Source organism: Arthrobacter agilis (genome assembly GCF_030816075.1).
Lineage (GTDB): Bacteria > Actinomycetota > Actinomycetes > Actinomycetales > Micrococcaceae > Arthrobacter_D > Arthrobacter_D agilis_E.
Map to the genome: position 1 here is coordinate 528,707 of NZ_JAUSXO010000001.1, position 26,007 is coordinate 554,713.

General features: G+C 70.4%; 17 protein-coding genes and 1 tRNA gene. 15 read left to right on the top strand and 3 right to left on the bottom strand.

Annotation, left to right across the window (positions count from 1 at the left end; translation table 11 throughout):
• Positions 1-223: 223 nt before the first annotated feature.
• The 7 genes from QFZ50_RS02420 (at position 224) to QFZ50_RS02450 (ending at position 10,051) form a co-directional block, all read left to right on the top strand.
• Positions 224-1,588, top strand: a complete 1,365-nt coding sequence (locus QFZ50_RS02420) for a glycosyltransferase (RefSeq protein WP_307081564.1) — start codon at positions 224-226, stop codon at positions 1,586-1,588.
• On the top strand, positions 1,585-3,426 hold the full coding sequence (locus QFZ50_RS02425; RefSeq protein ID WP_307081566.1) for a right-handed parallel beta-helix repeat-containing protein: 1,842 nt from the start codon (positions 1,585-1,587) through the stop codon (positions 3,424-3,426). The genes QFZ50_RS02420 and QFZ50_RS02425 overlap by 4 nt, the downstream gene beginning before the upstream one ends.
• Complete coding sequence (locus tag QFZ50_RS02430; RefSeq protein ID WP_307081568.1) at positions 3,423-4,496, top strand: right-handed parallel beta-helix repeat-containing protein; 1,074 nt, start codon at positions 3,423-3,425, stop codon at positions 4,494-4,496. The genes QFZ50_RS02425 and QFZ50_RS02430 overlap by 4 nt, the downstream gene beginning before the upstream one ends.
• Before the next feature lie 100 nt (positions 4,497-4,596).
• Positions 4,597-6,006 (top strand): UDP-glucose dehydrogenase family protein, encoded by a 1,410-nt coding sequence (locus QFZ50_RS02435; RefSeq protein ID WP_307081569.1) that lies wholly within the window; start codon positions 4,597-4,599, stop codon positions 6,004-6,006.
• Positions 6,007-6,511: 505 nt separating this feature from the next.
• Positions 6,512-7,933, top strand: coding sequence for a glycosyltransferase family 2 protein (locus QFZ50_RS02440; protein ID WP_307081571.1), 1,422 nt, complete (start codon positions 6,512-6,514; stop codon positions 7,931-7,933).
• A gap of 61 nt (positions 7,934-7,994) precedes the next feature.
• The gene (locus tag QFZ50_RS02445) at positions 7,995-8,846 is read left to right on the top strand and encodes a hypothetical protein (protein ID WP_307081574.1); all 852 of its coding nucleotides are present in this window, start codon (positions 7,995-7,997) and stop codon (positions 8,844-8,846) included.
• A gap of 8 nt (positions 8,847-8,854) precedes the next feature.
• The gene (locus tag QFZ50_RS02450; RefSeq protein ID WP_307081576.1) at positions 8,855-10,051 is read left to right on the top strand and encodes a glycosyl hydrolase family 8; all 1,197 of its coding nucleotides are present in this window, start codon (positions 8,855-8,857) and stop codon (positions 10,049-10,051) included.
• A 60-nt stretch (positions 10,052-10,111) separates the two neighbouring features.
• Here QFZ50_RS02450 and QFZ50_RS02455 read toward each other — a convergent pair whose 3' ends face one another.
• Positions 10,112-11,515 (bottom strand): right-handed parallel beta-helix repeat-containing protein, encoded by a 1,404-nt coding sequence (locus QFZ50_RS02455; RefSeq protein WP_307081578.1) that lies wholly within the window; start codon positions 11,513-11,515, stop codon positions 10,112-10,114.
• 278 nt (positions 11,516-11,793) lie between these two features.
• Here QFZ50_RS02455 and QFZ50_RS02460 point away from each other — a divergent pair, with 278 nt between their 5' ends.
• From QFZ50_RS02460 to QFZ50_RS02480, 5 genes are all read left to right on the top strand, one after another.
• Entirely contained in the window at positions 11,794-13,893 is a 2,100-nt protein-coding gene (locus tag QFZ50_RS02460) for an Hsp70 family protein (protein WP_307081580.1), read from the top strand.
• Positions 13,894-13,895: 2 nt separating this feature from the next.
• Positions 13,896-16,001 carry a helix-turn-helix transcriptional regulator gene (locus QFZ50_RS02465; RefSeq protein ID WP_307081582.1) on the top strand — a complete coding sequence of 702 codons (2,106 nt, stop codon included), beginning with the start codon at positions 13,896-13,898 and terminating at the stop codon, positions 15,999-16,001.
• A 117-nt stretch (positions 16,002-16,118) separates the two neighbouring features.
• Entirely contained in the window at positions 16,119-17,291 is a 1,173-nt protein-coding gene (locus QFZ50_RS02470) for an IniB N-terminal domain-containing protein (RefSeq protein ID WP_307081584.1), read from the top strand.
• Positions 17,292-17,380: 89 nt separating this feature from the next.
• Positions 17,381-19,240, top strand: coding sequence for a dynamin family protein (locus QFZ50_RS02475; protein WP_307081587.1), 1,860 nt, complete (start codon positions 17,381-17,383; stop codon positions 19,238-19,240).
• Entirely contained in the window at positions 19,237-20,748 is a 1,512-nt protein-coding gene (locus tag QFZ50_RS02480; RefSeq protein WP_307081588.1) for a dynamin family protein, read from the top strand. The genes QFZ50_RS02475 and QFZ50_RS02480 overlap by 4 nt, the downstream gene beginning before the upstream one ends.
• Before the next feature lie 182 nt (positions 20,749-20,930).
• On the opposite strand, the gene QFZ50_RS02485 is transcribed toward QFZ50_RS02480, so the two are convergent.
• On the bottom strand, positions 20,931-21,458 hold the full coding sequence (locus tag QFZ50_RS02485; RefSeq protein WP_307081590.1) for a hypothetical protein: 528 nt from the start codon (positions 21,456-21,458) through the stop codon (positions 20,931-20,933).
• A gap of 344 nt (positions 21,459-21,802) precedes the next feature.
• Entirely contained in the window at positions 21,803-22,627 is an 825-nt protein-coding gene (locus tag QFZ50_RS02490; RefSeq protein WP_307081592.1) for an endonuclease domain-containing protein, read from the bottom strand.
• A 442-nt stretch (positions 22,628-23,069) separates the two neighbouring features.
• On the opposite strand from QFZ50_RS02490, the gene QFZ50_RS02495 reads away from it, so the two are divergent.
• From QFZ50_RS02495 to QFZ50_RS02505, 3 genes are all read left to right on the top strand, one after another.
• A tRNA-Gln gene (locus QFZ50_RS02495) sits at positions 23,070-23,141 on the top strand.
• 66 nt (positions 23,142-23,207) lie between these two features.
• On the top strand, positions 23,208-24,761 hold the full coding sequence (glmU, locus tag QFZ50_RS02500; protein WP_307081594.1) for a bifunctional UDP-N-acetylglucosamine diphosphorylase/glucosamine-1-phosphate N-acetyltransferase GlmU: 1,554 nt from the start codon (positions 23,208-23,210) through the stop codon (positions 24,759-24,761).
• Positions 24,758-25,738, top strand: coding sequence for a ribose-phosphate diphosphokinase (locus QFZ50_RS02505; protein ID WP_307081596.1), 981 nt, complete (start codon positions 24,758-24,760; stop codon positions 25,736-25,738). Before glmU ends, QFZ50_RS02505 begins: the two co-directional genes overlap by 4 nt.
• Positions 25,739-26,007 lie beyond the last annotated feature (269 nt).

Below are 26,007 nucleotides of genomic sequence, written 5' to 3' on the forward strand. Positions count from 1 at the left end.
GTCCCGACCGCCCGCGCACTTAGGTAGCGCCAAGTAGTAGCGGCATTTTTTCGAGTAGGACACGGGCTGGCGGGTCCCCCTAGTCTCGAAAAAGGGGAACGGTCCTGATCATCGCTTCGGACCACGTGCCACGACCGGACGCAGCATCGCTGTGACGGCGCTGGGCGCCCTACGCCCGCTGACGTGCATCCCTACAGCCGTTCCATTTTCCACAAGGACATCGATGCATTCACTCGCGCTCGCAGCCAGCCCAGCCTCCGCCGTCGACCTCGGCCTGCAGGCCCTGGGCGACCGGTGGTCCGACTGGACCGCCTCCCTCGACTGGACGGACGTCAGTGCGTTCTGGGCCGAGGTCTCCCCCTACTTCCCGATCGCCGTCGCCGGCGCCATCGTCTGGGGCCTCTGGCTCTACCGCTTCATCCTCTCGCACCGGGCGAAGCCGATCGTGACCGACTACCGGACCACGACGTCCGTGGTGGTCCCGTCCTTCCACGAGGACCCCGACATCCTGATGAGCGCGCTCGAGTCGTGGCGCTCCCAGGGACCCGACGAGATCATCATCGTCCTGGACGTCGAGGACCTCGACGCCTACGCCCGGATCGAGGCCCTCGGCGACCCGACCGTCAAGCCGATCCTGTTCCACCACGTGGGCAAGCGCTCCGCCCTGGGGGCCGGGATCCGCCTCGCGCAGTACGAGGTCCTGGTGCTCACGGACTCCGACACCTGGTGGCAGCCAGACCTGCTGACGAACGTCCAGATGCCGTTCGTCGACCCGCTCGTCGGCGCCGTCGGAACCCACCAGAACGTCTACCAGCGCGACACGAGCGTGTGGCGCCGCGTCGCCGACTGGCTCGTGAACCTGCGCTACCTCGACTACGTCCCCGCCATGGGCGCTGCCGGCGCCGTGCCGTGCGTCTCCGGCCGGACCGCCGTCTACCGCCGCTCCGCCGTCCTGCCCGTCCTCGAGCACCTCGAGAACGAGTACTTCCTCGGCAAGCGCTGCATCTCCGGCGACGACGGCCGCCTGACCTGGCTGGTCCTCGCCTCGGGCTACAAGACCGTGCACCAGTCGACGGCGCGGGCCCTGTCGATGTTCCCCGCCAGCTTCCGGGCCTTCGTGAAGCAGCGCGTCCGCTGGAGCCGGAACTCCTACCGCTGCTACCTCACGGCCATCGGCACCGGGTGGCTGTGGCGCGTGCCCTTCATCACCAAGGTCACCGTCCTGCAGATCCTGCTGACGCCGGTGACCATGGGCCTGACCATGTTCTACCTGATCTTCAACCGCCTGGACTTCACGGTCCTCGGCGTGGCCGCAGCCCTCAGCTGGCTGCTCCTCGGCCGCGGCATCCGCGGTGCCTCCCACCTCCGCCGCCACCCCAAGGACATCCTGATCCTGCCCGTCCTCGCCTTCGCCGTGATCCTCGTCGCCCTGCCCATCAAGCTGTACGCCTTCGCCACCATGAACAAGCAGGGCTGGCTGACGCGGCACGCCGACCAGATCGGCGGCGACGGACAGGACGCGCACAGCCTCGGCACCACCAGCTCCGCCGACCTCTCCGACCAGACCACGCGGGAGGCCGTAGCATGACCAGCCGCAAACCGATGATCTTCAGCCTCGTCGCCCTCCTCCTCATCGCGCTCGCCGGAGCAGGCTTCATCGCCGCCGGCGACGCCTGGAAGAAGTCAGAGGCCGACGCCGTGGGACGCAACGAGATCGCCGCGAACGGCAACGTGCAGGGCGAGCTCTACACCGGCGACCCGCGCAGCGAGGCCCGGATCGTGCAGAGCGAGGAGGAGCGGCTCGTCTACGTGCGGACCATCGCCTCGGCGGCCCGCTGGCGCGTGGACGGCCTCGAAGGCCCGTACCGCCTCCACACGGGGGCCACGAACACGCTCGTGCTCCCCGCCCGCACCGAGCCGTACACCACCGCGGACCTCCTCCAGCTCGCACCGGACACCTTCAAGCAGGTGGCGGCATCGACGTTCCTGCTCAGCGAGAACATCGTGGTGCTGCCCGGCGCCACCCTGTCCCTGAACGGGGCAGAGGGCGTCACCGTCCGCATGCAGAGCGACGAGAAGGCCTTCGTCTCGATCGTGGCCCTCGGCGGCTCGCTGGCGATGGCCGGCACGCCGGACGCCGACGTCTCGCTGACGAGCTGGAACGGCGTGGGTGCCGATACCGACACCTCCGACGGACGCGCCTATGTGCGGATGGTCGGTGGCCACGCCGCGTTCTCCCACACCACCGTCTCCTCGCTCGGCTTCTGGAGCGGCAACACCGGTGGCCTCGCCCTGACCGGCACGGACACCGCGGGCACCTTCCAGGACGCGACGGCCGCACCGGATCCCGTGGCCCCGGCGGGCGCCCGCCTGCTGCCCGAGGCGGACCTGCAGTCCCTCGCGGACCAGGCGGACCTCGACTACAGCGTGGTCACCGCGGGGATCGACAACCTCACCGTGCGGGACAACGCCTTCGGCCTGTTCATCACCAACGCCCGCGACGTCGCCATCCGCGACACCGAGATCAGGGGCAGCCTCGTGGACGGCCTGGTCCTGCACCGCTCCGTCACCGACGCGACCATCACCGGCACGACGTCGTCGGACAACGCGGTGGACGGCATCACCGTGGGCCGGTCCAGCATGCGCGTGCAGCTGCAGGACGTCACGGCCCGCGGCAACGGACGCAACGGGATCTCCCTCGACGGCCAGCCGCTCGCGGACGGCCCGAACGCCGTCGGCACGGCGGTCGTCACCTACGGCAGCAACCGCGTGGTGAAGAGCACGATCAGCGACAACGGACGCTACGGCGTGGAAGTCAGCGGCGGTGAGAACCTCCGCCTGACGGGCAACACCATCCGCGGCAACGAGGTCGGCGTCGTCGTGAACTACTCGGCGAAGGGCGTCAACATCATCGACAACGAGATCCGCGACCAGGACCAGCAGGGCATCGCCGTCCGCGACACCGGTGCGGTGGCCGACATCCGCAGGAACAGGATCTCCGGCGGCGACACGGGCGTGTACGTCCGGGACGCTTCGGCCTCGATCACCGGCAACACCATGTCCTCCCTCGCCGGACACGGCGTCTCCCTCCGCGGCAACGTCCCCGACACCCGGGTCACCGGCAACGACGTGGGCGGGTACGGCACCACCGCCATCTGGGACGAGACGTCCACGGGTGCGCTGGTCGAGGAGAACGAGCTGCTGAACTGGCACCCCGCACCCACCGTGCACAGCGTCCTGAACTCCGTGTTCCAGCCGCTGACGTTCATCTGGCTGCTGCTGGGCGGACTGCTCGTGGCGACGGCCTTCACCCGCAAGCGGCACCTGCGCGTGCGGACCATCCGTAACCCGTACGAGGAGCGCGTCCCGCTGACGGCCCTCAGCCGCGGGATCGTGCGCATCGACGACGTCCGGGGGGCCCGATGACCCGCCGGGGCGGCGTGATCGCCCTCGTCCTCGCCGTGGTGGCCCTCGCCGTGGCGGCCGTCGTCGTCGTGGTGGGCCTCAACGGGACCAACGGCAAGGGGTCCGCCGAGAACGAGCGCGACCCCCAGCCCGGCACCACCCAGGATGCCGCCCCGCCGCCCGCGCCGGTGGAGACACCCACCGAGTGCCCCGAGACGACCGTTCCGGTGAGCAACCCCACGGACCTCATGACCGCGCTCGACGCCGCCCAGCCGGGCGACGTCATCGGCCTCGCGCCCGGCGTCTACTCCGGCAACTTCACGGCCTCCGCCGCCGGGACGGCCGAACAGCCGATCACGCTCTGCGGGACCGCGGAGAGCATCCTCGACGGCGGCACCACCGACGACGGCTACGTGTTCCACCTGGAGGACTCCTCCTACTGGGTGCTGCAGGGCTTCACCGTCCGCAACGGGCAGAAGGGCGTCATGGTGGACCAGACCACCAACACCCTGATCCAGGGCCTCACCGTCACCACGATCGGCGACGAGGGCATCCACCTCCGGAAGTTCAGCACCGACAACCGGGTGCTCGCCAACACGATCAGCGACACCGGCCAGCGGAAGCCCAAGTTCGGCGAAGGGATCTACGTCGGCACGGCCGAGAGCAACTGGTGCGACGTCAGCAACTGCGAGCCCGACCGCAGCGACCGCAACGAGATCGCCGGCAACACCATCTCCGGCACCACCTCGGAGAACGTCGACATCAAGGAGGGCACCTCGAACGGCATCCTGCGGGCCAACAGCTTCGACGGGTCGGCGACCGTCGACGCCGACTCCTGGGTGGACGTGAAGGGCCGCGGCTGGGTCATCGCCGAGAACACCGGCGTCAACTCACCCCAGGACGGCTTCCAGACCCACGAGATCGTGGACGGCTGGGGCACCGAGAACGTCTTCCGGGACAACGACGCACAGGTCAACGGGCCGGGCCTCGGCTACTCCCTGAAACCGGTGCGCGACAACGTCGTCGAATGCAGCAACACGGCCTCCGACGCCGGCGAGGGCCTGTCCAACGAACCCTGCACCTCCGGCTGACCCCCACCAGACCCTCCACCCAGCGACCACCCCCGCAGCATCCAGCAGCATCCCGAACGACGATCCGCGCTACCTCCAACCCTAAAAGAGAGGCCTCACCATGAGCATCTCCCCCCAGAACGACCAGCCAGCACCCCGGGTGACCGTCATCGGCACCGGCTACCTCGGGGCCACCCACGCCGTCTGCATGGCCATCATGGGCTTCGACGTCCTCGGCGTCGACGTCGACCAGCGCAAGATCGACATGCTGGCCGCCGGCAAGGTGCCGTTCTTCGAGCCGGGCCTGCCCGAGAAGCTCGAGGAGGCCCTCGCCTCGGGCCGCCTCCGCTTCAGCACCGACTTCGACGAGGCCGCGGCCTTCGGCGACGTGCACTTCGTCTGCGTCGGGACCCCGCAGGCACCCGATTCCGCGGCCGCCGACATGCGCTACGTCGACGCGGCGTTCACCGCGCTCGCGACGCGCATCGACCGGAAGGCCCTGCTCGTCGGGAAGTCGACCGTCCCCATCGGCACCGCCGCCCGCCTCACCTCGATGGTGCAGTCCGTCTCGCCGCTGGGCGCCGAGCTCGAACTCGCCTGGAACCCCGAGTTCCTCCGCGAGGGCTTCGCGGTCCAGGACACGCTCTTCCCGGACCGCCTCGTGTTCGGTGTCGGTTCCGCGTGGGCCGAGCAGCAGCTCCGCCGGGTCTTCGCCCCGATCCTCGACCTCGACACCCCGGTGATCGTCGCCGACCTCGCGACCTCCGAGCTGGTCAAGGTGGCCGCGAACTCCTTCCTCGCCACGAAGATCTCGTTCATCAACGCGATGGCGGAGATCTGCGAGGCCACGGGCGCGGACGTCAACCACCTGGCGAAGGCGCTCAGCATGGACGACCGCATCGGCGGCCGGTTCCTCAAGCCCGGCCTCGGCTTCGGCGGTGGCTGCCTGCCCAAGGACATCCGTGCCTTCAAGTACCGCGCCGAAGAGCTGGGCGTCGGGCAGGCCGTGAGCTTCCTCGGCGAGGTGGACTCCATCAACAACCGCCGCCGCGTGCGCACCGTGGACCTCATCCGCGAGCTCGCCGGCGGGAACCTGGAAGGCCAGCGCGTGGCCGCCCTAGGCGCCGCCTTCAAGCCGAACTCCGACGACGTGCGGGACGCCCCGGCGCTCGACGTCGCGCGGCTGCTGTACCTCGAGGGCGCCATCGTCACGGTCTACGACCCCGAGGCCAACTCCAACGCCCACCGCGCCTACCCGGACCTCAACTACGTCGGGACCATGGCCGAGGCCGTGGACCAGGCCGACGTCGTCGCCCTGCTCACCGAGTGGTCCGAGTTCCGCGACGCGGACCCCGACGAGCTCGGCGCCCTCGTGGCCCACAAGCGGATCCTCGACGGACGGCACGCGCTGAACGCCAACGACTACACGTCGAAGGGCTGGCAGTACCGGGCCCTCGGCCGGCCGGCGCAGGCCGCCACCGTGGAGCTCGCGAGCGACGTCCGCGACGAGACGCCGACCCTCGCGCTGTAACCCGGTGTAACTCGGAGGAACACGGCAGGGGCCGGGTGGGGATCTCCCCACCCGGCCCCTGCCTTTTTCGTCTGCCGTGCTGTTCCTGCGGGGTCGTGGTGGCCTGCGGGGGAGGAGGCCGATCCGGACCAGGTAGTGATTACCCGTAGTCCTGCCGACGGGCCGTGCAGCGGCGCGTAGAAGATTCTTTTTCAGCCGCGTGCATTTGGTGGAAATCGCGAGATTGTTACTCGTGTGCCAGATGTTGCGCCCGATCTACTGTGAGTCATCGGTCATTCCTCGACAACTCAGAAATAGGTCTCCCAATGCCTGGTCTCAGTCCAGCCCATGCCTCGGCCCTTCGTCGCCAGGCGTACGGCTCCCCATAGATCGGGCGCTTCGACCCCGTCCCCGGCCTGATCCCGAGCTGCGGGCACGCGTCGGACCTCCTCCCACGCATCGGTAGCTCTTTCCGCAATTCCACGAACAGCGTTCCAGCGCGCCCTTTTCCAGAAAGCGAATCGACATGACAGCCGTTCTGCCCGACCACATCAAGTCCGAATACCTCACGCTGCCCGTGGCACAGCAGGGAGCCTCGACGGATCGGGCGACCATCGGTTGCGTCATCCCCGCCTACAACGAGCAGGACACCATCGCCGAGGTGCTGACGGCCCTGCTCGACCAGACGCGCCTGCCCGATGCGATCCACGTGGTCATCAACAACTCGGACGACGAGACGTTCTACATCGCACGGGAGTTCGCCGGCCCCCACGAACGCGTCTACCAGGACGTCACCTACAGGACAGAGGTCTTCGTCCACGACATCGGGTCCAACAGCGACAAGAAGGTGGGCGCCCTGAACTTCGGCTACACCAAGGTCGCCGACGACTACGACTACTTCCTCGGCGTCGACGGGGACACCGTGGCGGACCGCCATGCTGTCGAGTACCTGGAGAAGGAGATCCGGTCGGATCCCCGCATCGGTGGCATCTCCGCCATCTACACGGTTGCCGAGTCGTCGTCGAAGGGCTTCATCTCGAAGTTCCTCACGGCGGGCCAGAGGGCCCAGTTCGCTGCGTTCAACATGGACAACCTCCTCCGCGGCCGGAACATGGCCGTCCTGGGCGGCCAGTTCTCGATCCTGTCGATGGACGCGCTGAAGAACGTCATGATCGACAACCGTCAGGCCACTCCATGGGTGAAGGACTCGGAGGTGGAGGATTCCCTCCTGTCCCTGCAGATCAAGAACCTCGGCTACGCGACGAAGATCTCGGCCCGCGCCCGGGCCGCCGTCGGCGGGATGGACACGCTCCGCTCCCTCGACGGGCAGCAGGTGAAGTGGAACTACGGGGCCATCGACCTGATGTGGCCCGGTCAGCGCAGCAACACCCCGGGGCAGCCGCTGCACCCGAATCTGCGCCTGCGGTGGAGCGAGAACGTGTCGATGGTGTTCAACATCCTGACGCGGCTGTCGTTCATCATGCTGCTTGCCGCATCACTGAGCATCAGCGCGTGGGTCTTCTACCCGGTGTGGCTGATCCCGCCGGTGGTCGCCGTCATACTGAATCTCCGGATCGCGCTGACCATCAAGGGCAAGTCGGCGAGGGACATCGCCTTCGCCCTCCTGGTCGCTCCCGCCGAGCTGTACTTGTGGCTGCGGATGGGGCACTTCCTCCGCGCCTGGACCAAGTTCTTCACGAACGCCCAGACCGACAACTGGGCCGCGCAGGCCCGCGCCGAGCGGGGCGCCGGGAGTGCGTATCTCATGCCGCTGGTCGTCTTCGCCGTGGTCGCCGCGGGCCTGATCTTCACCTGGCTACGCCTCCCGGTCGACATCCAGTCCGGGATCCTCGCCGTCGGCTGGCCCATCCTCTACATCACGACCATGGTCCAGACCACCTTCATGCTGCGGAAGACCCTCCGCAGCCACCGTGGCTTCCACGTCTGATCACCCGCCGCCCACTCCTCGGCTCCCGCAGCCCGCCGCCTCCACCTCGAAGGACCCCGCCATGACTTCTCGGCCATCCACCACGCCCAGACACCGTCTGAGCACCACGCCATGGTTCCGCCCCACGCCTCGGGCCACCGTCCAGGGCTTCTCCGTCCTCGTCGGCACCGCACTCCTGGTCACCGGATGCAGCATCCCCGGGCTCCCCGGCGCCACCGGTGCACCCGGGCCCATGACGCGGGCCGCGGAGATCCAGGGACCCGCCGCGACGCAGACGGCCGATGCCGTGTCCGAAGCCGTGTCCGAAGCCGCGTCCGAAGCCGGTGACGACGCCGGCACCGACGCTCCCGGAGCGGCGCAACCGGACGAGCCGGCCGCGGCGGGTGCCGAGACCCCGACGACGGATCCGAGCGCTTCCGCCGACCCCGACACGACGGCTGACACGCCGTCGCCGCCGGGCGACGACGAGGACTGGGTCCGGGTGAAGGCGGATCTCGACGGGGGATCGGTCACGCACACCCTCCCGGCCGGCGGCCGCACCGTGGTGATCGACTACTGGACGGACGACGACGTGTCCCGGCTGACGCCGGACAGCACGCCGATCATCCGGATGAACGCGCGGATCGACGGCGCGGACGACGGGACGCACATCGCCGTCACGCGCTTCAACGCGCAGGTGCAGCGTCTCGGCGTCGTCCTGGCGAACGACACCGGGAGCTTCGCCATCAACCCGCCGTTCACCTACATGACCGCCGTCGCGCTCCCCGCGAACCCGGAGGCCCATGCGACCGAGGTGCTGGTCACCTTCGACCTCCTGACCGAGACCGCACCGGGGTCGGGGATCATGACGCGCCAGACCATCCTCGACACGGTCTCCCTCGGCTACGCGCAGCCGCCCGGCGAGTCGGAGTAGCAGCACCCATGACCCGACAGCACGCTGTCCGGCGTCGTCCGGAAGCCGGTGCACCCCGGCGACCCGGGCGGCGACCGGGGAGGACCACGCGGTGGATCATCGGCATCGGGACGGCGTCGGTCCTCGTGGGGTCCCTGCTGATCGCTGCGGCCCTGCCCGGGCCCCAGCACCACCCCGGCGCCGGCCCGGCACCCGATCCCGGCTCGTCGGCCGAGGATGAGGCACGCCGATTCCTCGAGACGTGGGTCGACGACGACGGGCGGGTGGTGCGGCGCGACCAGGGTGGTGACACCGTCAGCGAAGGCCAGGCCTACGGCCTGCTCGCCGCCCTCGGGGCGGGGGACGAGGCGCGGTTCGAGGTGATCTGGCAGTGGACGACGGCCAACCTGATGCGCGACGACGGACTCCTGGCGTGGCACTGGGAGGACGGCGGGACCAGTGACGCCGAACCGGCGGCGGACGCCGATGTCGATGCCGCGCGTGCCCTCGTGCTCGCGGGCGCAGCGTTCGACCGGCCGGACTACACGGCCGCAGGGAACGCCCTCGCCGGGAAGGTCCTGGACACCATGACGGCCCGGACGCGCTTCGGGCTGGTCCTCCTCCCCGGCCCCTGGGCGGACGAGGGCCCCGACTACACCTACAACCCCTCGTATGCCTCTCCGGCGTCCTTCGCCGTGCTGGCCCGCAGTACCGGCGACGATCGATGGACGGACCTGCTGGGTGGGAGCGCACGTGCTACGGAGGCGCTCCTGGACCAGTCCGCTCTGCCGCCCGACTGGTCGGTCATCCGCGCCGACGGCACCGTCCATGCACAGGCCGGAGCGGGCGGGGAGGGCCCGTCCATCCGCTACAGCTACGACGCGGCCCGGCTGCCGATCCGCTTCGCCGAATCCTGCCGCGCCGAGGACCGGGCCCTCGCCGCCCGCCTGCTTCCGGCACTGGGCGAGGGAACGGACCTCGCGGTGTCATTGGACCTGGACGCGGTTCCCCTCGAGCAGGGCCGGCATCCGCTCGCGCATCTGGCGCGGTCGGCGTCGGCAGCCGCCGCCCGCGAACTCCCCGCCGCCTCCCGGGACATCGGGGACGCCTACCGCCTCCGGCAGGATCACGACACCTACTACGGAGCAGCATGGACGGCACTCACCCGGCTCATGCTCGAAACCGACACCCTGGGTGGTTGCCCGGCCCTCGAGGACCAGTCCTAGCTCCACAGGAACGGCAGGGGCCGGGCGGGGAGATCCCCACCCGGCCCCGGCCGTGCGTGCCTAGCGGCAGGCGATGTTGCTCAGCCCGCGGGCGGCGCCGCTGGGCTTGCAGGAGACAGTGGTCCCGAGCTTCGCGGACTGCACCCAGACCTCGTACCCCGGCACCCTGCCCTGCGCGGTGTTGCCCGTGAGGACGTTGCCCGTACCCCAGCCGTCGAGCACGGAGTGCACCTGGATGGCATCGAGCTTCGCACCGGAGCCGGTGTTGCCCTCGATCCGGTAGCCGTTGCCCTTCACATCGATCCACGAATCGGCGCTGTTGGCGCCGGAGAAACCGGAGTTGGTGAACACGTTGCCGGCAACGACGCCGCCCGTGGTCCCCTCCTTGATGTCCACGCCCTCCGCGGTCGTGTTGGTGATGCGGTTCCCGCGCACCGTGATGCGGTCCGAACGGTCCGGCACGCCGCGCGTCCAGTTGCTGGTGGCGCTGCCGATGTAGACGCCCTCACCGTACGCGGGCTGCTTCAGCCCGGTGTCGTGGATGGAGGAGTTCAGCAGGGCGCCGTCCGTGCTGCCGGAGCGGAAGTGCACGGCCTCGGCCCCGATGGTGCCGACGTCCACGCCGCTGATGACGGTGTTCCTCGAGCCGTCCAGCACGATGCCCTTGGCGGAGGACGTGACCGAGAGGCCCTCGATCCGCCAGTAGGAGCCCGTCACGTGGAGGCCGTAGCCGGAGGACGTGGACCCGGAGGAGAGGACGGCGTTGCGCGAGCCGCGGAGGGTGACGGGGGCTGCCGCGGTACCCGACGCCGAGGCCTCGAAGGAGCCGACGTACCGGCCGTCGGCCAGCTGGATGACGGACCCCGGACGAGCGCTCTTCAGGGCGGACCTGAGCCCCGCGGCCGTTGAGACCTGGACGACGCCGGCAGGTGCGGGTACTGCCGCGGGGACGGCGGCGGGGGCCGACGCCAGGACCGGCACGGGGGCCGGAGCCGGCACAGGGGCCGGTGCGGGAGCGGGTGCAGGGGCGGCGCTTGGTGCCGGGGCCGGGCCGGGGGCGGGTGCGGGTGCGGGGGCCGGAGCAGGTGCGGGAGCCGGAGTGGCTGCGGGCTTCGCGACGGAGAAGACCACCGTGCTCTCCTCCCGTCCGGCGGGCGTCTCCCACCGGACATTGAGCTTATGCGACCCCGCACCCGTGGTCACGGGCCAGGAGTAGGGGGCGGTGGTGTCCTGGCCGAGGTAGACGCCGTCGAGCTTGAACTTCACCTTCATGCCGGCGGGGGCGTCGACGCTCGCGGTGAAGACGCCGTCGGGCTGCACGGTTTCGGCGACGGGCGATCCGTCCGCCAGGACGGTGGGAGTGGAGGCCGACGCCGGAAGGGCGAAGGACGACGTCGCAACTGCGGTGACAGCGGCGACCATCGCCAGCCTGCCGCCCGTGTGCAGGGAGAAGTACGGTTTCATCTGCTTCTTTCCTAGTGAGACCTTCCGCATGCGCGGTTCAGTGGTCCGAGGCTACGAAGGCGGACGGGGCGCACCACGGGTTCCGGCCCGGCTTTGCGAGAAAAACGGCAACCTCTGCGGGAACGCTTGTGCTTCCTTGCGCGAACGGCCACCTGCCCGAGCAAGTAGTGCGCCGCTGAAGACGGGTATCGGCCCGCGTAAATCACTCTCGTAATCAGGGCGGGCGTCCTGTTGGCTGAGGGCCACATGGTCATAGACGAGCATCACGTAGGGAAGCTATGAGTTACGGTCTCAGCATCGACGTAGGTACCAGCTTCACGGCCGCAGCGGTGCTGCGGACAGGCAGTCAGGGGCCGGAGGAACCGGCGGTCCTCCCGCTGGGCGGCCGGGGGACCAGCATCCCCACGGTCGTCTTCGTGGGCTCCGACGGGTCGCGGTTCGTCGGCGAAGTCGCCGAACGCCGGGGACTCGCGGAGCCCGGGAACGTGGCCAGGGAATTCAAGCGGCGCATCGGCGATTCCGTGCCCCTCGTCCTCGGCGGCACCGCGATCCTCCCGGAGGACCTGTTCGCCGTCATGGTCGACTGGGTGGTGGGTGTCGCCACCGAGCGGGAAGGGGAGCCCCCGGCCTCGATCACCCTGACGCACCCCGCCGGGTGGGGCGAGCACAGGACGTCCCTGCTGAAGGGTGCGCTCGCCGCGTCGGGCTACGACGACGTCGTCCTCATGACCGAGCCGGAGGCGGCAGCGCTGTCCTACGCCGCGCGGGAGCGCGTGAGCCCCGGCAGCACCCTCGCCGTCTACGACCTCGGCGGCGGCACGTTCGACGCGACAGTGGTCCGGAAGGCCGACGCCGATACCTTCACCGTCCTCGGGACGCCCCAGGGCATCGAGCGCCTCGGCGGCGCGGACTTCGACCAGGAGGTCTTCAACCGCGTCCTGGACGACGCCGACGTGTCCCTCGCCTGGGAGGACCAGTCCTCGCCCGAGGTGCTGGCCGCCCTGAACCGGCTCCGCCGCGAATGCGCGGAGGCCAAGGAGGCGCTGTCCTCCGATTCGGAGGCGACCGTCTCCATCATGATTCCCGGGTCCCACTCCCAGGTGCGCCTGGTGCGGGCAGAGTTCGAGCTGATGGTGGAGCCGGCCCTCCGGGAGACCATCGAGACCATGCGCCTCGCGCTCGAGAGCGCCGGCGTCCGCGCCGAGGACCTGTCCGCGATCCTGCTGATCGGCGGGTCCTCGCGCATCCCGCTGGTGGCGCAGCTGCTGTCCGCCGAGTTCAACCGGCCGCTCGCGATCGACGTGGACCCGAAGGCGTCCGTCGCCCTCGGCGCCGCCTTCGCCACGGCAGCACTGGAAGACGGCGAGGACTCCGCGCAGCCGGTTCCGGCAGCGGCCGCCGGGGAGGGCGCGTCCACGGGCCGCCGCCGGGCCGGTGTCAATGCGGCGGGCTTCTCGGTAGCCGCCCGGCCGGGGTCTGCCACCCCCCACCACGGCCCGGCGGGCAAGGCCACGAACAAGCGGCTCGGGTTCCGGGTCGGCGCGATCGTGTCCGCGGTGACCCTCCTCGGGGTCGCGACGGCGACGGCGACGAACGCCCCGAACCCGTTCACCGCCGCCATCTCCACCTGGGCCGGTGATCCGCGGGCGGACGCCGCCGAGGAGCCGGGCACGACGCCGGCAACCCCCGTGCCGCTCGCAGCACCCGGTGCGCCGGATGCGCCCGTCGGAGCCGGTGTCGGACCCCTGGCGGACACCGGTGCCGCCCTGCAGGACAAGCTCTTCGGCGTCGGCGCAGGTTCCGCAGCCGCTGCCCCGGGCGCGGCAGCAACACCGACGCCCGGTGCCACGAGGGCCGGCAAGGCCGCAGGAACATCGGCACCGTCGGCCGAGCCGAGGTCGGGCGCGGCCCCGGCCTCGGGGGCGTCGGGCGGAGCCGGTGGAAAGACCGGCACGGGTGCTGCCGGACCGTCGGTGCCTCCCGTCCCGCCGTCGAGCCCCGCGCCGTCACCGACCGGTCCCACCACGAACCCGCCGACCACGAACCCGCCGACGACGAATCCGCCGACCACGCCGACGACCCCGGATCCCACCGTCCCGCCGACGACGCCGCCGACGACGAACCCTCCGGTCACGCCGGATCCGACGCTCCCGCCGGTGACACCGACGACCCCGCCGACCACGAACCCTCCGGTCACACCTCCGGTCACGCCGGAGCCGACCACGGTGCCGATCGACCCGACGACGCCGCCGGCGCCCGTGACCCCTCCGCCGACGACCCAGCCGGTGATCGAGCCGACGGCCGTCCCGGGGCCGCCCGCCGATCCGCCGGCTCCCGGCGCGGCCGCCCTGGCCCTGTCCGTCACGGCAGGGATCTGACCGTGGTGAGCAACTTCCTCGACGCAGGCGCGCGCCCGGCCCACACGACCCACGCACCGGAACTGGACGCGGCGACCTACGAGGTGGTCCTCGCCCTGTGCATCGGGTTCTCCATCCCGGGCCTGCTCCCTCCACTGCTGCACAGCGAAGGCGTGCCGCCCGAGCAGCTCATGGCCCGTGCGCGGGCCGCCGGCCTCGTGCAGGCCGACGGCCGCCCGTCCGAGGAGCTGCGGGCCACCCTGCTGAAGGACGCCGAGGTGTACCAGGTGCGGCGCCTGCAGCGCGCGCTCGTGGACCTCTACTGCGTGGAACTCCTGCCCCTCGGCCGGCTCGCCCGCCGGCTGGCCTCCGACGGCTTCGCCGACGGGCGCATCGCGGGCGTCCTCGAGGACGAGGGCACGGCGCTGCTCGGCACCGACCCGCAGGGTGCCCTCGAGCTGCTCGAGCTCGCCGTGGCCGCGGGGGCCGAGGCATCCCGCACGGCCCCGCGGCGGGCGGAGGCAGCGCTCTCCGTCGGTGATCTCGACGCCGCCTCCCGCATCCTGGAGGGCTACTTCGCACACCATTCCCCTGAGGAGCGGAAGACCCTCCCGGACCTGCCCCGCGCCCTGCGGGTGTCCTGCGCACTGTGGGCGGGCCGCGGCATGATGTCGCGCGCCGCGGACGTGCAGCGCTGGGCCGCGACACTGCGTCCGCCGGAGATCCAGCCCCTCGGCGCACTGGCACTGCTCGCAGCGGGCGACGCCGCCGGTGCCCGCCGGCTCCTCGAGCTGGGCGGGCACGCACCGAGCCCGTCACTGCAGGAGGCCGCGGACACGCTGCTGATGGAGGGCGCCCAGCTGTCCCTCGCTGCCGATCCCTCCGGTGCCCTGCCGAAGCTCATCCGCGCCTCCGACACCCTCGACGCGGCCGGCAGGGTCTCGCCGTCACCGGAACTGCCGGCGGGGTTCGCGGCCATCGTCGGGCTCCTGGCCGGCAACCCGCAGACGGCGCTCTCGCTGATCCAGGCCGCACTCGCGAGCGGGCAGGGCGGGCACGGGATGCGTCCGCGCCTGTGCCTGCTCGGCGGCTGGGCGGCCATGCTCCTCGACCAGCCCGCCGCGGCACGCGGCTTCATCACCGAGGCGGGCCGCACCGGGCTGCGGCCCGGTCCGCGGGACGAGCTGCTCCTGCAGTCCCTCGAGGTGGGCCTGGCCCGGCGGGCGGGAGAGGCCTCGGCCCTCGTCCGCACCTGGCAGAAGGCCCGCGAGGCGCTGCTGCACGTATCGGTGGACCTGCTGACCGTCCTGCCGCTCAGCGAACTGCTCATCGCCGGGGCGCGCCTGCGTGACGCCGAGACGCTCAGACCGCATCTCGACGAGGCCTGGCAGCTCCTCGCGAACCTGGGGAACCCTCCGCTCTGGTCGGTGCCCCTGCACTGGTCCGCCGTGCAGGCAGCCCTGCTGCTCGAACGCCCGGACGACCTGCCCCCGCACGCGGCGGCCCTGGCGGGCCAGGCGGCGACGTACCCGCTGGCAGCAACGTTCGCGACGGCGGGAAAGGCGTGGGTCTCGGTCCTCGCCGAACACTTCGACACCGACGCCGTCGAGACGGCATCGCGGGGCCTGGCCGCAGCGGGGTTCTCCTGGGAGGGCGCACGCCTGGCCGGTCACGCATCGGCCAAGGCGGGCGACCGCAGGGACATGACGAAACTGCTCTCGTGTGCCCGGGACCTGCGGCCCGCCCGCGACCGTACCGCCAGGCCCGAGGTGCGGCCACAACGGGAAGCGGCCGCCCACCCGACGGCCGGATCCCCGCGCCCGGTCCTGGCACCGGCCCGGGCGGTCCCCGGGAACGCCCCGCACCGGGGCGGGCCGGCGCTCAGCGGGCGTGAACGCGAGATCGCACAGCTGGTGCTGCTGGGCCGGACCTACCGGGAGATCAGCGAGGAGATCTTCATCTCCCCGCGGACCGTGGAGCACCACGTGGCACGGATCAGGCGGCGCTTCGGTGCGTCGTCCCGCTCCGACCTGCTGGCTCGCCTGCGCGTCTCACTCGAGCCCTCAGCCGGCAGCACGGGGGGCGGGTACGCCACCGAAGCCCCTAACGGGCCCGGGCGAAACCCCTAATGGTTGCCGGAGGCTAGGGGTACAACTACCGATGCCCGGTCACCCCCTCCGCTCCTACGTTTGAAACAAGCCAGGCAGAGCCGCCGGCGACAACCGCTCACTCACGAAGGAACACTCATGGCTACTCTCGCGTCAGACCTCCTCGATTTCCTCATGAACCTCTTCAACGATCAGCAGGCCGCCTCCGACTTCATCAGCGATCCCGAAGCGGTGCTCGCCAAGGCCGGCCTCGGCGATGTCTGCTCGGACGACGTCGACGCCGTCATGCCGGTCGTCCTCGATTACGCCCCCGTCAGCTTCGGCGGCGGCAACAGCAGCTCGTTCGACCGCAGCTACGACACCGGCGGGAACTCCTCCGGCGATGTGACCCCCGGCCTCCCCGGCCTCCCCGGCCGTGACGGCGCGCCCGGTCTGCCCGGCCGTGACGGCGAGGACGGCGAGGACGGCCACAACGGTGGCGGCGGCGGTGCCAGCACCGGCGGCGACGACAACGACCACGGCAACGCGGTGCAGCAGCTCCTGCACGTCGTGAACAACTACTCCTACACCTCGTCGGTGGACGACCGCGACACCATCACGGACCAGTCGGTGAACCAGAACATCTGGGCCAACGGCGACGTCAGCCAGTGGTTCGACAACCACGCCGTCATCGCCTCGGGCGATCGCGCTGTGGCAGCGGGCGGCGACGTCGACGACGTCGACAACTCCGTGGACAACTCCGACGACCACTCCCAGGACAGCTCCACGAACGTCGAGGCCGGCGGCTCGGTGAGCGTGGACATCGGGACCGTCGAGGACTCCTACAACGACAACTCGGACAACTCCGACAACTCGGACAACTCGACCGTGGACTCCCACGACGACAACTCCGACAACTCGGTCGACACCGACATCGACGTCGACATCGATGACTCGTTCAACACCGACAACTCGGACAACTCCGAGACGGACATCGACGTCGAACTCGACGACTCCTTCAACACCGACAACACGGACAACTCGGTCGACGTCGTCGCCGACGTGGACATCTCGGACTCGTTCACCTCGGACAGCTCGACCACCACGACGACGGACAACACCGTCAACGCCGATGTGGACATCGTGGACTCTTTCACCTCGGACAGCTCGGTCAACACCGACGTCGTGGTCCAGGACTCGTTCACCTCGGACAGCTCGATCAACACCGATGTCGCCTTCGACGACTTCACCGCGATCGACGACTCCGCGTTCTTCATCGACAACGAGGTCGAGATCGAGACGGAGCTCACCGTGGAGGACGACTCCTTCTGATCCACCTGCATGACGGGCAAGCCCAACGGGACACTGTTCCCGTTGGGCTTGCCCGTGGTCTCATATAACAACTCAAAGGGGAGCTCTACATGGACGATCTCATTCCACTCGTGAAGTCCGGCCTGGGTCTGGTTGCGGAGGGCGACCGCGCGGATCTCCGGCAGCGGCTGGAGCAGACGCTGGTCCGGCTCGCGAATCCGGACGTCCGGGTGATCGTGGTGGGCGAGTTCAAGCAGGGCAAGAGCAAGCTGATCAACGCGCTCGTCAACGCCCCCGTGTGCCCGGTCGACGACGACATCGCCACCTCGGTGCCCACGGTGGTGCGGTTCGGGGACCCGGCCTCCGCGGCGGTCCTGGTTCCCCGAGCCGGCGGGGGTGCGGACCAGAACGGCTCCACCTTCGAGCGGAAACCCGTGGCACTGGAGGACATCGCCTCCTTCGTCTCGGAGCGGGGGAACCCCTCGAACCGGCAGGGCCTCGCCTCGGCCGAGGTGCTGCTGCCCCGGCGGGTGCTGTCGGACGGCCTGTCGGTGATCGACTCGCCCGGCGTCGGCGGCCTCGAATCGGCCCACGCGCTCACCACCCTCACCGCCCTGCCCACGGCCGACGCGATGATCCTCGTGTCCGATGCCTCCCAGGAATACACCGAACCGGAACTGCGGTTCCTCAAGCAGGCGCAGCGGATCGTGCCCAACGTCGGGTGCGTGCTGTCCAAGACGGACCTGTACCCGCAGTGGAGGACGGTCGCCGACCTCGACCGCGCGCACCTCGGGTCCGCGGGCGTCGGGACCATCCCGCTGATCCCCGTGTCCTCGGACCTCCGCCTCGTCGCGGCCCGGACCAACGACGCCGAACTCAATCAGGAATCGGGTTTCCCGGAGCTCATCGCCTACCTCCGGCGCGACGTCGTCGGGAAGGCCCAGGCCCTGCGCCGGCGGTCCGTCGCCCAGGACCTGCTGTCCGTCACCGACCACCTGCGCCTGTCGGTGACCACCGAACTCTCAGTGCTCCAGGACCCCGAGGGCGTCCCGGTGCTGCTCGCGGACCTGGAGGAGGCCAAGGAGCAGGCCGACCAGCAGCGGAAGCGGTCCTCGCGCTGGCAGACGACGCTGAACGACGGCGCATCGGACCTCATCGCCGACATGGAGCACGACCTCCGCGACCGCCTCCGCTCGATCCAGCGCGAGGCGGAGGCCGCCATCGACGCCGGGGATCCCGGGCCCGTGTGGGACCAGTTCGCGGAGTGGATCGAGCAGCGCGTGGCCTCGGCGGTCTCCGACACCTTCGTCTGGACCAACGAGCGCTCGCAGTGGCTGGCCGAGCAGGTGGCTGAACTCTTCGCGCTCGACGAGGTGCCCCTGCCCCTGCTGGAGGTCTCCAGCACCGACGGCGTCCTCGCACCCGTCGAGGAGATCCCGTTCCTGGACCCGGGACGCGTCAGCGCGGCGGGGAAGGTGCTGATCGGCATGCGGGGCTCCTACGGCGGCGTCCTGATGTTCGGCCTCCTGACGGGCATCATCGGCATGTCCCTCATCAATCCGCTCTCGGTCGGAGCCGGCCTCATGCTCGGGCGGAAGGCGTACCGCGAGGACAAGGAAGCCCGGCTGAAGCGCCGGCAGACGGACGCGAAGAACCTCGTCCGGCGGCAGATGGACGACGTCGTCTTCCAGGTGGGGAAGCAGCTCAAGGACCGGCTGCGCCTCGTCCAGCGCGAGATCCGCGACCACTTCGGGAACATTGCTGAGGAGCACCACCGCTCCCTGGCCGATTCGGTGAGCGCCGCCCAGCGGACGGCCGCGACCTACCGGCAGGAACGTGACGGTCGGGTGGCCGAACTCCAGGCCCAGCTCGCCCGGATCGACCAGCTGTCGGCCCAGGCCAAACGCCTCGTCCCCAAGGCGGAAGGGCTCCCGCCGCAGCCCGCCGCGGCGATGGCAGCAGGATCATGACCGACAGCGCCGCCGTCGAACGTCTCCTCCAGGAGGCGCTGGAGATCTACGAGAACGAGCCGACCATGCGCACCGAGCTCGAGGGGTACGCGCAGCGGCTGCAGGAACCGCTGCGCGTGGCGGTCGCGGGCATGGTCAAGGCCGGCAAGTCCACGCTCCTCAACGCGATCATCGGGGAGGAGATCGCCCCCACCGGCACGGGGGAGTGCACCCGCATCATCACCTGGTACCGCTATGCGACCACGCCCAGGATCACCGCGTACCCCGTGGACGGCGAGCCCTACCTGCTCCCGCTCACCCGCGTGGACGGGCGGCTGGTGTTCGACCTCGGGAGCCGGTCCGCAGCCGAGGTGGGGCGGATCGTCGTCGAGTGGCCGGCGGAGAACCTGCGCCGCATGACGCTCATCGACACCCCGGGCATCGCCTCGCTCTCGGAGGGCGTCTCGGAGCTCAGCACGCAGTTCCTCACACCACAGGACACGGCGTCGGAGGCGGACGCCGTCATCTACCTGATGCGCCACCTCCACGCCTCCGACGTCATGTTCCTCGAGGCGTTCCGCGATACCAGCGCCGCGAGCGCCGGGACGGTCAACGCGCTGGCCATCCTGTCGCGGGCGGACGAGGTGGGGGCAGGGCGCATCGACTCCCTCATCTCCGCCGCCAAGGTCGCCGACCGCTACCGGGCGGACCCGTCGCTCAGGGCCCTCGTGCTCGACGTCCTGCCCATGGCCGGGCTGCTCGCCCAGAGCTCCCGCACCCTACGGCAGTCGGAGTACGAGGCCTTCGTGGCGCTCTCCGTCCTCGAGCGGACGCAGCGTGAACGCATGCTGCTCTCCGCCGACCGCTTCGTCACCGGATGTGCCGCCCTGAACATCCCCGAGGACGACGGGCGCCGGCTGCTCGACCGCTTCGGCCTCTTCGGGGTCCGGCTGGGTGCAGCCCTCGTGCGCGGCGGCGCCGGCAGTGCCACGGCGTTGGCCCACGAACTCGCCCGGCGCAGCGGACTCGACCTCCTGCTGGCGCTCATCACCCGGCAGTTCGACGCGCGCTCCTCGACCCTCCGGGCGCGGACCGCGCTCGCGGGCCTCGAGACGCTCGTGCGGACCCATCCACGCGCCGGAAGCGCCGCACTGGTGCCCGGCATCGAGCGGATCAAGGCCAACGCCCACGAGATCCGCGAGCTGCAGCTGCTCTCGGCGCTGCGCTCCGGGCAGGTGCCCCTGCCGGCGTCGGTGATGGCCGACGCCGAGCGCCTGATCGGAGGATCGGGCGTCGCGGGGGCGGAGCGCCTGGCCCTCGCGCCGGACGCCTCCCGGGACGACATCCGCGCGGCGTCCCTCGCGGAACTCGACCGGTGGCGGACGTTCACCGAGAACCCCCTCCTGGACCGTGGCGCTCTGGAGGCCTGCCATGTGGTGATGCGCTCTTGCGAGGAGCTCGTCGCGCGGTCGGGCGCCTCCGGTCGCCATGCACACCCTGTCGTCGCCACCACGGGCGGGCACGCCTGACCCAGGGTTGGACCTGCGTCATCGGTGTCAGGGTGTGACCCCGGACCTACTTCGGGTGCGTGCCCCTGAACCGGCGTGCGACCGGGGGCATCAGCGTGAGGGCGAGACCAGGCCTTACCTTGGGTGCGTGCCCCTGAACCGGCGTGCGACCGGGGGCATCAGCGTGAGGGCGAGACCAGGCCCTACCTTTGGTGCGTGCCCCTGAACCAGCGCGAGATCGGCGGCATCAGCGTCACGGCGAGCGCGATGACGCCGAGCGCCAGCTGGGCCACGGCAAGATGCGGTACGGGCTGGAAGCCCGCGGTGTCGGTGCTGAGGAACGCCTGGACGAGCAGCACCGCTCCGGCGTCGAGCAGGAGGACCGCGAGCAGGGCCCACCGGGCCCACCCCCGTCCCCGCAGCAGGGGCCGGACGAAGAGCACCACGAGCAGGAGGACCACCGCGAAGGCGCCGAGGCTTCCCCAGAAGGCGATGGTGGCAGCCATCTCCGCATCCTCCGGCGCGATCCCGGCGTCGACGCTGAGGGCGGTGTCCTGGATGCCGCTGAGGAAGGTCTCGCGGTCGAGGAACGCGATCACGAGCGCCAGGGCGCCGGCGGCCACGGATGCGAGCCAGAGACCGCCCGCGACGCGCAGCAGCGGCGGTGGCTCGCGATCCGCGGTGATGGGCGGGGGAGTGGCATTGGACATCTCTGGCCGGGGAGGACGCATGCTCGTAATGTAACCGGGCCATGCGCGGGCCACAACGGTTCCGCCGCAGGTCGCGGCCTGTTCCGGCCGCTTTTCCGACCGGATGCAGATCGTCCCGTGGTCGTTGCTGCCGGCGGAGGCCGTCCCCGTCGTCGTCGGTGCCGGTCGTCCCCGTCGTCGGCGTCGGCGGCGGAGGTGGTGCCTCGTCGTCGTTCCTGCTTTTCAGTCTGCCGACCGTGTGTTCCGCCCCGACACGCCGCGTTTGCGGCAGCACCGCCCCGAAAACCAGGAACGACGGATGCTCCCCAGCGGATCGGGCGACGTCCCAAGGGCCTTCAGCGGATCGGGCGACGCCCCAAGGGCCTTCAGCGGATCGGGCGACCGCCGAGGGCCGTGAGGACCGTGGCGAGGAGTTCCTCCGGGTGGAACATGACGTCCTCGTAGGTGAAGCGGAGGACGAGGTAGCCGGCGAGCACCGCCGTGTTGTTCCGCAGCCGGTCGCGCCGATACGCCTGGCGGTCGGAATGGAAGGCCGCGCCGTCGATCTCGACGATCAGGAAGCCCTCGACGAGGAAGTCCACCTGCCCCACACCCGGGATCGGCACCTGCGGCTGAACGTCGAGGCCTGCTCCGCGCAGCAGGAGGCGGGCCACCACCTCGATCACCGAATCAGCCGTGCACTCGACCATCGCCAGTGCGGCACGCGCCCTTCCATTGCGGCGACCCTGCAGGCGCTGGAGGAGGAAGCCGCTGGTGGCGTCACCGCGTCGCAGGGCGCACTCGACCATGGGAACCGATTCCTCCTCCGGCCGGCACTGCAGAGCGTGAACCAGCACATCGACGAGTCCGACCAGGGGAAGGTTCGCGTGCACGGCGACCGACCGGGTGCGGTGATTCACGCAGTCACCGGCCGTCCTCTCCAGCCGGCTGAGGTGCACCTGCGCGGGGCCGTGGACACGCCACAGTCCGTAGTAGGTGGCGGCCGAGATGCAGGTCAGTCGTGCATGCTCGTTCACAGCCGTGACCAGGGCGGGCGCTGCGTCAGGCAGCGCCACCACTCCTCGGCGGACGCGGAGAGCGCGGCCATCGTCGACGCCCCGGTCGATATGCCACTGGCTCACACCTCGCGCCCGCAGCACATGCGTCGGAGCCACACCCCCGACGGACGACAGCACGGCTTCCAGGGTCACCCCTGCAGTAGAGGCTGCTTCGCCGGGGGACGGGTGCCGTCCACACCGTATGTTCACAAGGGCGCGGCACCGGCACGTCGGCTGCTGGCGTGGGAGTCGCCGTCGTTCCCGGTTCTTGACCGCACCAACGCGCGTTGCGCTGCGACACGCGGAGCGTTTGACCGCCCTGGCGTGAAAACCAGGAACGACGACGGGCAGGCGGCGACGGAACGCGAGCGGCGACGGCGAGGGAACGACGACGGGCGGGCGGCGACGCCACGCGGGTGGAGGCGACGGGTAGGCGAAGCCACAACGGTAGGCGCCCGCACCGCCCGAACCACCCCGACGCCGGCCCGGCCCGACATGCCGAGCCCGGGGCCCGTCGAGTCGCCCCCTTTGACGGGACATGGCAAACTGGTACACCGTGCGCACATGCCCCGGCACCGGTCGGGTGTGGTCGCGGTCCGCCCTGGTGTAACGGCAGCACCCCAGCCTTTGGAGCTGTGGAGTATAGGTTCGAATCCTATGGGCGGAACGGGGAGAATCCTGGCCGGTCCGGTCAGGCGCCCGCCGGTCAGTTACAGCTTAGGAGCGCTTCTTCATGAGCAACCAGGACGGTTCCACCACCGCTGCACGCACCCAGGAGGCAACCCAGGAGGCTCCGGCCGCGGTGATCGTCCTCGCCGCCGGTGCCGGCACCCGGATGAAGTCCCGGACCCCGAAGATTCTGCACCCCATCGGCGGTCTGTCCATGATCGGCCACGCCCTCCGCGCCGCCCGCGGGGTGGAGCCCCGGGAGCTCGCCGTCGTCGTGCGGCATGAGCGCGACCGCGTGGCGGAGCACGTGACCGGCCTGGATGCCACGGCGGTCCTCGTGGACCAGGACGACGTCCCCGGCACCGGCCGCGCCGTGCAGGTGGCCCTCGAGGCACTGGATGCACGCGCCCACCAGGAGCTGACCGGCACCGTCGTCGTGACGTACGGCGACGTCCCCCTGCTGACGCCCGCGACCCTCCGCGAACTCGTGGCCGTCCACCAGGGCGAGGGCAACGCCGTCTCCGTCCTCACCGCACTCCTGGACGATCCCACGGGCTACGGCCGGATCCAGCGCCACGAGGACGGCACCGTGGTGGCGATCGTCGAGCACAAGGACGCCTCACCCGAACAGCGCGCCATCCGCGAGGTCAACTCCGGGATCTACGCGTTCGACGCCGCCGTCCTCCGCGACGCGCTCACGCAGGTCGACACCGCCAACGCGCAGGGCGAGATGTACCTCACGGACGTCCTCGCGATCGCACGGGCCGCCGGCGGGCGCGTCGCCGCCGTCGTCCTCGCCGACCGCTGGCAGGTGGAGGGCGCGAACGACCGCCTGCAGCTCGCCGCACTCGGCGCCGAACTGAACCGGCGTGTCCTGGAGACGTGGATGCTCGCGGGCGTCAGCATCGTGGACCCGGCCACCACGTGGATCGACTCCACGGTGGTCCTCGACGAGGACGTGACGCTGCTGCCGGGCACGCAGCTGCACGGCGCGACCCACGTGTCCCGCGACGCCGTCGTCGGCCCGGACACCACCCTCACGGACGTCGTCATCGGGGAGGGCGCGCACGTGGTGCGCACGCACGGCAGCGGCGCCCGGATCGGCGCCGGCGCCAGCGTGGGCCCCTTCACCTACCTCCGCCCGGGCACGGTCCTCGGCGAGGAGGGCAAGATCGGGGCGTTCTACGAGACGAAGAACGTGACGATCGGCCGCGGCTCGAAGCTCTCCCACCTCGGCTACGCGGGTGACGCCGAGATCGGCGAACACACCAACATCGGCTGCGGCAACATCACCGCCAACTACGACGGCGTCAACAAGCACCGCACCGTCATCGGCTCCCACGTCCGGACCAGCTCGAACACCGTGTTCGTGGCCCCGGTCTCGGTGGGCGACGGTGCGTACACGGGCGCCGGTGCCGTGGTGCGCAAGGACGTCCCCGCCGGTTCCCTCGCCCTGAGCGTCGCACCCCAGCGGAACATCGCCGGCTGGGTGTCCACCAAGCGGCCGGACACGGCGTCCGCCGCCGCGGCAGATGCCACGCAGGCCGCCTCCACCAATGCCGTTACTGCAGATTCCCCCATGAGCAGCACAACCACAGAAGAGAGCACCAACGCATGAGTGAGATCACTGCACACGGCGAGAAGAAGCTCGTCCTGGCGTCGGGACGCGCACACCCCGAGCTCGCCGAGGAGATCGCGTCGTGGCTCGGCACCGAGCTCCTCCCGGTCTCTGCCTACGACTTCGCCAACGGTGAGATCTACGTGCGCTCGGGGGAGAGCGTGCGCGGAACCGATGTCTTCGTCATCCAGGCCCACCCGGCACCGCTGAACAACTGGCTCATGGAGCAGCTGATCATGGTCGACTCGCTGAAGCGCGCCTCGGCCAAGCGCATCACCGTCGTCTCGCCGTTCTACCCCTACGCACGCCAGGACAAGAAGGGCCGCGGCCGCGAGCCCATCTCCGCCCGCCTCGTCGCGGACCTCTACAAGACCGCCGGCGCCAACCGGCTCATGTCCGTGGACCTCCACACCTCGCAGATCCAGGGCTTCTTCGACGGGCCCGTGGACCACCTCATGGCCATCCCGCTCCTGGCCGACTACATCCGGTCACGGGTCGACGCCGACAACGTCACGGTCGTCTCGCCGGACACCGGACGCGTCCGCGTGGCCGAGCAGTGGGCCGAGCGCCTCGGCGGCGCCCCGCTCGCCTTCGTTCACAAGAGCCGCGACCTCACGGTGCCGAACCAGGCGGTGTCCAAGCAGGTGGTCGGGCAGGTCGAGGGCCGCACCTGCGTGCTCATCGACGACATGATCGACACCGGGGGAACCATCTCCGGGGCCGTGCAGGTGCTGAAGAACGCCGGCGCCAAGGACGTCATCATCGCCGCCACCCACGCGGTGTTCTCCGAGCCCGCCTCGCGCCGCCTGGCGGAGTCGGGTGCCCGCGAGGTCGTGGTCACCAACACGCTGCCCATCCCGTCCGAGAAGCGCTTCCCGCAGCTGACCGTGCTGTCCATCGCGCCCCTGATCGCGCGCGCCATCCGCGAGGTGTTCGACGACGGTTCGGTCACCAGCCTGTTCGACGGCAACGCGTAGTACTGCGTAGGACCACGTAGCAGGAGTTCCACGCATACTGACACGCAATCAAGCACTCAGATTCCACGTAGATATTGCGGGATTAGCAAGTAGTCTTACGGTAACTACCCGGGTGCAAAGCGAGTAGGTGGCGTGGAACTCCAGTAAGTGCTACTCGTGTAGTGCGGTGGATGCCTTCCTAGGCTCAAGGGGAACCACAGTCTCTTCGAACCCAGGAAGTGGTCCCATGGATGTAAGAATCCCTGGCGTGATCGGTATACAGCAGCTAA